This window comes from Shewanella indica (assembly GCF_002836975.1).
Lineage (GTDB): Bacteria > Pseudomonadota > Gammaproteobacteria > Enterobacterales > Shewanellaceae > Shewanella > Shewanella indica.
This window is the reverse complement of sequence record NZ_NIJK01000052.1, coordinates 103801-113362: the sequence shown is the minus strand read 5'-3', so window position 1 is coordinate 113362 and position 9562 is coordinate 103801. Positions and strand designations below refer to the sequence as shown.

At 55.6% G+C, this 9562-nt stretch carries 6 protein-coding genes; 5 read left to right on the top strand and 1 reads right to left on the bottom strand.

Going from position 1 to position 9562, the window contains the following annotated elements; translation table 11 throughout:
- Positions 1 to 662: 662 nt before the first annotated feature.
- Positions 663 to 3506: a TonB-dependent receptor gene (locus tag CX650_RS18565; protein WP_101096690.1), complete on the bottom strand. Its 2844-nt coding sequence runs from the start codon at positions 3504 to 3506 to the stop codon at positions 663 to 665.
- Between the two features lie 337 nt (positions 3507 to 3843).
- On the opposite strand from CX650_RS18565, the gene agaR reads away from it, so the two are divergent.
- Genes agaR through CX650_RS18540 form a run of 5 tightly spaced genes read left to right on the top strand, consistent with a single transcriptional unit; the run spans position 3844 to position 9514 of the window.
- On the top strand, positions 3844 to 4626 hold the full coding sequence (gene agaR, locus CX650_RS18560; protein ID WP_025009833.1) for a transcriptional repressor AgaR: 783 nt from the start codon (positions 3844 to 3846) through the stop codon (positions 4624 to 4626).
- A 14-nt stretch (positions 4627 to 4640) separates the two neighbouring features.
- Positions 4641 to 6011: a Gfo/Idh/MocA family protein gene (locus CX650_RS18555; protein ID WP_028780309.1), complete on the top strand. Its 1371-nt coding sequence runs from the start codon at positions 4641 to 4643 to the stop codon at positions 6009 to 6011.
- A gap of 7 nt (positions 6012 to 6018) precedes the next feature.
- Complete coding sequence (locus CX650_RS18550; RefSeq protein ID WP_101096689.1) at positions 6019 to 7293, top strand: class II D-tagatose-bisphosphate aldolase, non-catalytic subunit; 1275 nt, start codon at positions 6019 to 6021, stop codon at positions 7291 to 7293.
- Between the two features lie 4 nt (positions 7294 to 7297).
- Complete coding sequence (locus CX650_RS18545; protein WP_101096688.1) at positions 7298 to 8503, top strand: SIS domain-containing protein; 1206 nt, start codon at positions 7298 to 7300, stop codon at positions 8501 to 8503.
- Between the two features lie 3 nt (positions 8504 to 8506).
- Positions 8507 to 9514, top strand: coding sequence for an ROK family protein (locus CX650_RS18540; RefSeq protein ID WP_101096687.1), 1008 nt, complete (start codon positions 8507 to 8509; stop codon positions 9512 to 9514).
- Positions 9515 to 9562: the final 48 nt, after the last annotated feature.

Genomic DNA, 9562 nt, shown 5'->3' with positions numbered 1-9562 from the left:
GGTTGTCGTGTTTATCAAACTCAGTTTGATGCGACAAACGAACGCGCAGAGCTTGCTCGAAGCTGGCCATCGCCAGACGCCACTTTGGTTTTCACTTTTTACTCTTTATCAAAGAAATGAGTGAAGACAAAACAGTAACAAAAGGGCCCTAGCTAAATGCTAGGGCTTTTTTGTTTGTCTCGCTTCCAGCGAGCACGACTTAACATGCAGCCCAAAGCTGCTGGCANAAGGGCCCTAGCTAAATGCTAGGGCTTTTTTGTTTGTCTCGCTTCCAGCGAGCACGACTTAACATGCAGCCCAAAGCTGCTGGCACAGTGTGTGCCCCTCAGCTCGCAGCCAAGCTGCTTCGCGCTACAGCCATCTATCAAGCTGTGCTTGATGAGCAGATGTCTTTCGCCCCCATGTGAGATGCTGCTGTGGATATGTTGAGAATGGCTCGACCCGTTTATCTGGTCAGATTTATCGGGGGGATTACCTATCCAGTCTCTGGAGCACAGTGACTTCATCTGACCACTATCCTCAATAAAGGTATTCGAGACTCAAGCAGAGAAGCCACCTGAATCAGGTGGCTTTCTGTATTTGGAACGAGTTTATACCCACCTTGGGTTTAGTGCAGCTTGATTCAGTCAGATGGTTACTTATGGGGATCCATTTGGCTCTGTTTAGAAGCTGCCGCGAATACCCACGGCTATCTGGGTACCGAAGCGTTCCAGATAATTCACCTGATCTTCGCGCTTGACGTAACCGGAGTAGCGGTTGTTGGTCAGGTTGGAGGCTTCACTGAACAGGGTCAAGTTGTCTGTGATGTCGTAGCTGATGCTGGCATCCAATTGGCCGTAGTCGTCTATCCAGGCCGGGCCGCCCCAGGCATCCGGATCCACCAGGAACTTGCTGCGCCAGTTATAGGCAAGGCGCGCCTGCAAACCATACTGCTCATAGTAGAGCACGGCATTGTAGGAGTTCTCGGACATCCCCTTGAAGGGCAGATCCTTGGCTTTCAGCTCAGGATCGTCATAACTGCTGTCCACATAGGTGTAGTTAAGCTGCCAGCCAAAGCCGTTGAATGGCTCAGGCAACCACTGTTCGAGGGATTGTTGCCAGGCAATTTCAAAGCCCTGCACTTTGGCACCGTACTGACCGGAAACCGGCTGGCTTACCAGGTAACGGTTGCCATCGACCTCCATGGGGGTCTTTTCATCAGAGATAAAGGAGTCGATATCCTTGATGAATAGGGCGCCGCTCAGTGAACTGCTGTCGCCGTAATACCATTCCAGCGCTAGATCCGCCTGTTTGGCCTGCTCGGGTTCAACCCCGGGATTACCGCGCACCAGAGTTGGTAAGCCCTGCTCCTGACTGGTGAAGTTGGGCGCGGCCCAGACTCTGAGCGAGTAGAGTGATGGGCGGCTCAATACTTCGGCGGCCGAGATACGCAGCAGCAGATCGTCCTGCAGGTTCAGCTTGAAGTTGAGGCTTGGCAATATATTGGTATAGCTGTCGCTGTAGTTTACCGGGCTGACGGTGCGCCAGTCATCGTTGAGCGGCTGACCGGCATCATCCAGCACTACTTTGCTCAAGTCATAGCCAAAACCTTCGGAATCGACTTCGGTGCGACTGGCCCTGACCCCCAGATTGAGCATATAGGGCAGATCGAACAGCAGCTCTTCAATCGTTATCTGCACATAGGCCGAGGTCACAGCCTCGCTTACCTCATAAGTACCGGCCTGATTGGCACTGGCTACTATGGCCTCATTGGCGGCATCGGCGTTGATGGAGCGGTAGTATTCCAGCAACTTGTCATAGTCAAAGCTGGGCCAGGGATCCGGTGAGATGCTGTTTTCGCCGTCGAGGAAGTTATCGAAGTTGGCGGGAACAAACACATTGCCCGGAATTTGGAACAGCTCAAACTCGCCTTGAGTGAAGACTCCCGAGCCGTCAAAAGCATAACCGTCGCGGGTTAGATAGTAGCCGCCGCGACTGAATTGGCTGGGGTTTTTCGATCTGAACTCATTCTGGCTCTTGACCTGCTTGACATAGTTTATCCCGGCATCCAGCTTGCTGATAAAGCCGCTTTCCGGCAAATACTGGGTCATCAGCTTAAGATCCGTTACCTTGTCATCCACGCCAGTGCCACTGTTTAGGCTGTAGTGGGCACCATAGGTCTGCTCGCTGGTGAGTCCCGGGCCTATCACCACATCCGGCAGCATCTGACCATTGGTGTAGTCGATATCTATGCTGTCGACAAAGCCGCGGGCGACGATGAAGCGATTGTCGCCCTTGTTCTTGTTTTTGGCGGCCGAGTAGGCAAGATCGGCGGTGACCGACCAATTGGGGGTGATAAACAGCGCCGTATTCAGTGCCAGTTGGTAGGTGTCTGTCTTGCGCGGTGTGCTCAGGTTAAGCAGCTCCACCATAGTGTTGTCGCCCTGCTGACGCATGGAAACCACTCGCCCCAGCTCATCGAACTGCGCATCGCTGAACAGCGGGGTACCCGGTGTCCACTCCTCGTCATAGTTGACAAACCCTATCTGGTATTTGTGTCCATCGGTATTGTAGCGAGAGTAGAGGGCGTCGAAATTGACATCCAGATTATCCAGAGGCCGCCATTGCAGCGCCAGGGTGCCACCGATGCGTTCGCGTACGTCCTGGGCGTTGGCATAGTACATGTAACTGGGTATTTTGGAGGCGTAGATTTCGCCTTCATCAATCACACCATTGCCGTTGGTGTCTACCGGTACCCCGGCGCTGTCGACACCCCAGCCTTCCTCTTCATCGAAAAAACCATCGGCGGAATAGGTGTCGGCCCTGAGGGTTTTCTTGGAGTAAACGGCGGAAAACAGAGCGCCGAAACTGTCGTCATCGGACTTGTCGCCTATGATGAGAGATGCGTGCGGGTGCAGGTCTTCGGTGCGCGACTCATAGATACCCTTGGCCGAGGCCTGCAGGGTAAAACCGTCCAAATCCAAAGGCTTGCGGGTCTGAATATCCACAATTTCCCCTATACCTCCTTCGGTGAGCCGTGCTTCGGGAGACTTGTAAACCGCCAGCACATTGACCAGCTCCGAGGCTATGGTGTCAAAGTTGAAGTCCCGCCCGGCATTGTCCGACGCCAGCTTGCGGCCATTGAGGGTGGTGATGTTGTAGCCGTCCCCCAGGCCGCGGATCAGTATGTTCTGTCCCTCGCCGCCGTTGCGGGTAATGGTCACCCCGGGAATACGTTGCAGTGCTTCGGCCAGGTTTTCATCCGGAAACTTGCCTATGTCATCGGCCACCACAAGATCCACCACTGCGGTGGCATTCTGTTTCAGAAACAGCGACTCCTTAATGGCTGAGCGGATACCCGTTACCTGGATCCTTTCCAGCTCAGCATCCTGCTGTTGAGCTGAGTTTTGTTGTGTTTGAGCCTTGTTTTCCTTGTCGGACTCGTCATTGGCCGTAACCGGCTGTGTTGCCAGCGCACTGGCAACTGCCAGGGCAATTAGGGCTGGTTGGGTGGCTAAGAGCTTCATGGGTTCCCCGCTGTTTGTTTTTATCAGGCTTAATGCCTTTCGCTTTTGTTGTTTTTCGAAAGCATTGGAAACAGCGAAATACTTTCGATTGCTTATTTATAGCGTTAAAAACTCTGGGTGATCAATAAAAAAATGTAAAATGTCTTTTAATTGTTTTCGGTTTGGTGCATAGTTTAGCTAGTTGAAAGTGAAAATTTGTTGTTGGTTTTGGCTTAAGTCGTTGTGGTATAAGAATTGTTGTTATGATTTGACGACGTTGCTAGTAGATTGAAAGCTTTCGAAAGCCAGTGCAGGTTCACCTGCTCCAGAGCGCAACAAACAAAACAGGAAGAGTGCAGTGAATAATCTCAACACTATTGAGAGGCAGCAGGAGATAGTCCGGCTGACCCAGCAACAGGGAAAGGTGTCGGTCACCGAGCTGGCAAATCGCTTCGGGGTCTCGGAAGTCACCATACGCTCGGATCTGGCGGTATTGGATCAAAAGCAATTGTTGGTGCGCTCCCGCGGTGGCGCCATGGTCAACTCCGACCTTATTCGTGAACTGTCACTGAAAGAGAAGGGCCACTGCTACTCGGCACTGAAGCAGGAGCTGGGCAAGGTGGCGGCCTCTTTGGTTAATGATGGCGACCGCTTGTTGCTGGACTCGGGCACCACTACCCAGCAAGTTGCGGCCAACCTCCTTGAACATCAAGATCTTATCGTGATGACCAACGGCCTTAACATAGCCACTGAGCTGGCGCGTTCCGACGACGTTGAGGTGATGCTCACCGGCGGCTTGCTGCGTAAGAAGTCGATGTCTTTCTATGGTTCCATCGCCGAGAAGAGCCTCAGGGATTACAACTTCAACAAGCTGATCCTCGGGGTGGATGGTTTTGATCTCAAGGCAGGTCTCACCACCCATTTTGAGAAGGAAGCCAGTCTCAACCGCATGATGTGTGAGATTGCCAGCGAGATCATAGTGGTTACCGATTCATCCAAATTCGACCAACAGGCGTTTCATGTCATTTGTGCCAGTCGGCAGATCCAGCAACTGGTGACCGACAGCGGCATTCCCGAGCGCTATGTGGAAGAACTCACCAAGCAAGGGGTGCAGCTGCACCTGATAGATAAAAATAAATAACAAGGGGAGAAGTTATGTCTGGTTTTGATCGTCGTTCCTTTCTGAAAGCTTCGGTGGCCACAGCTGCTGCCTCGGCGCTGGCTGGCTGCGCCGCCAATGCCGGTTCATCTGCGCTGGCACCCAAGGCCAGTGGCCGATCTGTCATGGGGCTGGTGGTTCCGAAAATGGCTGAAGTGCGGGTGGGGCTAATCGGCGTCGGTGAGCGAGGTGTGGGGTTCATTCACCATTTCAACAACATAGAGGGCGCCAGGGTAACAGCTATCTGCGATACCGATCCCCTGGTCATAGAACGCGCCAAGAAGGTGATGAGTGACGCAGGCTTGGCCCAGCCCGGTTATTATTCCCAGGGCAAACACGCCTATCGTGAATTGTTGGCACGCCAGGATGTGGACATAGTGGTCATTGCCACACCTTGGGAATGGCACCACCCCATGGCCAAAGAGGCTATGCTGGCCGGCAAACACGCCTTTGTTGAAGTGCCTATGGGGATCACCATGGAGCAGCTCTGGGATCTGGTGGACACAGCCGAGCAAACCCAGCGCAACTGCATGATGATGGAAAACGTCTGCTACGGTCGCGACGAGCTGATGGTGCTCAACATGGTACGCCAGGGGCTGTTCGGCGAATTGCTGCACGGTGAGGCCGCTTATATTCACGAGCTGCGCTGGCAGATGAAGGAGATAGATCGCAAGACGGGCTCCTGGCGCACCAAGTATCACGCCTTGATTGACGGTAACCTGTATCCTACCCATGGCTTGGGGCCTGTGTCCCAGTACATGAATATCAACCGCGGGGACAGGTTCGACTATCTCACTTCCATGAGCTCTCCGTCGCTTGGGCGCGCAGCCTATGCCAAGCGTGAATTCCCCGCCGACCATGCCCGCAACAAGCTCAACTATATCTGCGGCGATATCAATACCAGTCTTATCAAGACGGTTAAAGGCCGAACCATCATGGTGCAACACGACACCACAACGCCGCGTCCTTACAGCCGCCATAACCTGATTCAGGGCACCAATGGGGTGTTTGCCGGTTTCCCCAACCGCATAGCGCTGGAGCAGGGCGGCAGTGGCAGCTTCCACCATTGGGACCAGGATATGACCCAGTGGTATGCCAAGTATGACCATCCGCTGTGGTTGCAGATGGGAGAGGCGGCCGAAAAGAACGGCGGTCATGGCGGCATGGACTTTTTAATGTGCTGGCGGATGATCTACTGCCTGCGTAACGGCGAGCCGCTGGATCAGGATGTGTATGATGGTGCGGCCTGGTCGGCGGTGCAGCCTCTGTCGGCGGCTTCAGTGGCCGATCGCGGTAACTCCAAGGACTTCCCCGACTTTACCCGTGGTGTGTGGCAGAGCGCCAAACCGCTTGGCATTGTAGGTTGAGGTAAGCATGTCTGCACTCAAATCCATTATTGAGGCCAACAAGGCCGGGCAGCAGGCGGGGATTTATTCCGTCTGTTCGGCCCAGCCGCTGGTACTGCGCGCCGCTCTGCGTCATGCGGCGCGGCAACGGACGCCCTTGCTGATTGAGGCTACGGCCAACCAGGTCAATCAGCACGGCGGCTATACAGGCATGACCCCCGCCGATTTTATCGCCTTTGTAAAGAGCCTGGCCCAAAGTGAAGGTGTTGCCGAAGCGCAGTTGCTGTTCGGCGGCGATCACTTGGGGCCGGTGGCCTGGAAGCACCTGACTGCAGAGCAGGCGATGGCTGAGGCCGAAGCCATGGTGCGGGCCTATGTCGAGGCGGGATTTTGTAAAATTCATCTGGATGCCAGCATGGCTTGTCATCAGGAACAAACGCCCCTTGCCGATGAGGTGATTGCCGCGCGCGCCGCCAGACTGTGCCGCGCCGCAGAAGCGGCCAAGGCGCCGGGGCAACAGCTCTGTTATGTGATAGGCACTGAAGTACCCGCTCCCGGTGGTGTCAGTTCGCTGGAGGAGGGGCTGCAGGTCACCCCGGTCGCGGCGATGAAACACACCATTAGCGCCCACAAACAGGCCTTTGCCGCCGAAGGGCTTGGGGCAGAGGTTTGGCAGCGGGTGATTGCGCTGGTGGTGCAGCCGGGGGTGGAGTTCGGCAATGCCCGGGTACATCAGTATGATGATACGCTCACCAAGGAGCAGAGCCGCTTTATTCGCGAGCAGCCCAACCTGGTGTTTGAAGCCCACTCCACAGATTATCAATTGCCGGAGCATTACGCCCAGTTGGTGGCCGGCCATTTTGCCATTCTCAAGGTGGGGCCGCAGTTGACTTTTGCCCTGCGCGAGGGGCTGTTTGCCCTGGATCATATCGAGGCCTTGCTGGTGCCGGCGGCGAAACGCTCAGGGCTTAGAGCACTGTGTGAGCAGAAGATGCTATCTGAGCCCAAATACTGGCAGTCGTTCTATACAGATCCTGCGCTGCGGGATTGGCAACTGGGATTCAGTTACAGTGACAGGATCCGCTACTATTGGCCCGAATTGTCACTGACCATAGACAAGCTGCTGGCCAATCTGGCAAACCCCATTCCCGAGCCCCTTATCAGCCAATATCTGCCGCTGGCCTATCCGGCCGTGATCAGAGGCGAGCTGCCTGCCACGGCGATTGAGCTGGTACTCCATCATATCGGCCTGGTGCTTAGCCGTTATGCCAGCGCCTGTCAGCCTGCTGCCATCGAAGGATAAATCAATGCAAGTCAGTGACCTATCAAAGACCCACTTGTATCCAAAATCTGTCGCCAACCCGCTTTGGCACGCGCCGGAGAGTGGTAAATGGACGGCGACCGAGATAGCCCAGCAGCCAACTCTCTGGCGCGAATTACAGGCCGATTTCAAACACAGGGAAGCGCAGCTCAGCGCTTTTCTCAATCCCTTGCTGGCCAAGGACAATCTGCGGATTATTCTCACCGGCGCGGGTACTTCGGCTTATATCGGCGAGGCGTTGGCAGCCTTTTTACAGCGGCAACTCAGATTGCCGGGCCAGAGGGTGGAAGCCTTGTCCAGCACGGATATTGTTTCTCACCCCAGGCTGCATCTCAACCCATTGCAGCCGACTCTGATAGTCTCCTATGGCCGCTCGGGAAACAGCCCTGAATCCCTGGCTGTGCTGGCGTTGGCCGATGAGTTGCTGACAGATGTCAGTCATCTGCTGCTGACCTGTAACCCTGAGGGAGCTTTGGCCAGCTATGCGGCCGAACACAGTCACAAGGCTTGTTTGTGGTTGATGCCTCAAGATAGCCACGACCGCAGCTTTGCCATGACCAGCAGCTTCAGTTGTATGTATCTGGCGACCCTGCTGTTGTTTGCCGAGGAAGACAAATCGCTATCCAGGGTGCTGACACTGACGGAGCAACTGCTCGAAACCCGGCTCGACGGGGTGCAGCAAACCGCGGGCCATTGCTGCAAGCGGATAGTGTTCCTCGGCGCCGGGCCGCTCAAGGCGGCGGCTCAGGAGGCGGCGCTCAAGTACCTTGAACTGACGGCCGGTATAGTGATCAGCAGTTTTGAGAGTCCGCTGGGGTTTCGTCACGGCCCCAAGTCACTGGTAAATGAAGATACCCAGATAGTGCTGCTCGGCAGCTCTGAGCCCTATGCCAGAGCCTACGATCTGGATCTTCTGGCAGAGCTGCGCGCCGATAAGCGGGCGCTGGATATCTGTTATCTGAGTGAAGAGGCTCTGGCGCAAGATGGTCAGGCCAGTCTGGAAGAGGCTTGGTTGACACTGCCCTTTATTGTTTACTGTCAGCTACTTGCATTTTACAAGGCGTTGGAGCTTGGGGTGTCACCGGATAATCCCTGTCCCAGCGGCCAGGTCAATAGAGTGGTGCAGGGGGTGAAGCTGCATTCGCTTGCGGTTTATACTCGGCCAGGCAGCCTGGATAACACAGAGGATTGAGCCATGTACTACGGTGTGGATATCGGTGGTACCAAGATAGAACTGGCGGTGTTCAGTCCACAATTGCGTCTGTTGGATAAATGGCGCATTGCGACTCAGGGTGACGATTATCAGAGCTTTCTGGCCTCACTCGCCTTGCAGATAAGCGAGGCCGACAGGCGCTGGCCGGCCGAGTCCGGCATCCCGGGCACTGTGGGGATAGCCCTGCCCGGGGTGATCCGCGCCGATGGCACTGTGGTCTCCAGCAATGTACCTTGCCTCAATCAGCGTAAAGTGGCCGAAGATCTGGGGGTCTTGTTGTCGCGTCCTGTGGCTCTTGGCAATGATTGCCGTTGTTTCGCCCTGTCCGAAGCCTTACTGGGAGCCGGGAAAGATCATGCCAGAGTTCTTGGGATCATACTCGGTACCGGGCTTGGCGGCGGGATCTGTATCGAAGGGCGACTGATCACCGGCGCCCACTGTCTGGCCGGTGAGTTCGGCCATCAGGGCATGGCGGCCAGCGTGCTGCTGCGCCATGGCTTGCCGCTTTATGATTGCGGCTGTGGCCTCAAAGGCTGCGCCGAAACCTATGTCTCTGGCACTGGCCTTGGTCGTATCTACCGGGCGTTTGGCGGCGAGGGTGATACATACGCTTGGCTGGCGGCGCTGCGCGCCGGTGATGCCATAGCCAAACGCAGTTTCGATGCTTATCTGGATGCCCTGGGCAGTGTGTTGGCCGGGCAGATCCTCAGTCTGGATCCGGACATCTTTGTCTTCGGCGGCGGCTTGAGCGAAGTGCCGGAAATTTTGGCGGCGCTGCCGCAGGCTACCGCCAGGCATATGTTCAATGGGGTGCAGTTGCCCGAGTTTTGCGCCGCTCAATTCGGCGCCGCCAGTGGTGTTCGCGGCGCCGCCATGCTGGGAAAGGCGCTGGCGACTAGAGTGGAACAGAGCAATAGCGTGAGCGCCAACGAGCAGGTAGCGGATATGGATACCCTGTTAACCGGAGGTTGGCATGAACAGCAACATTGACAAGGCCCCGTTCTGGATTGGTGCCGATGGTGCCCTGCTCGGGCCGCA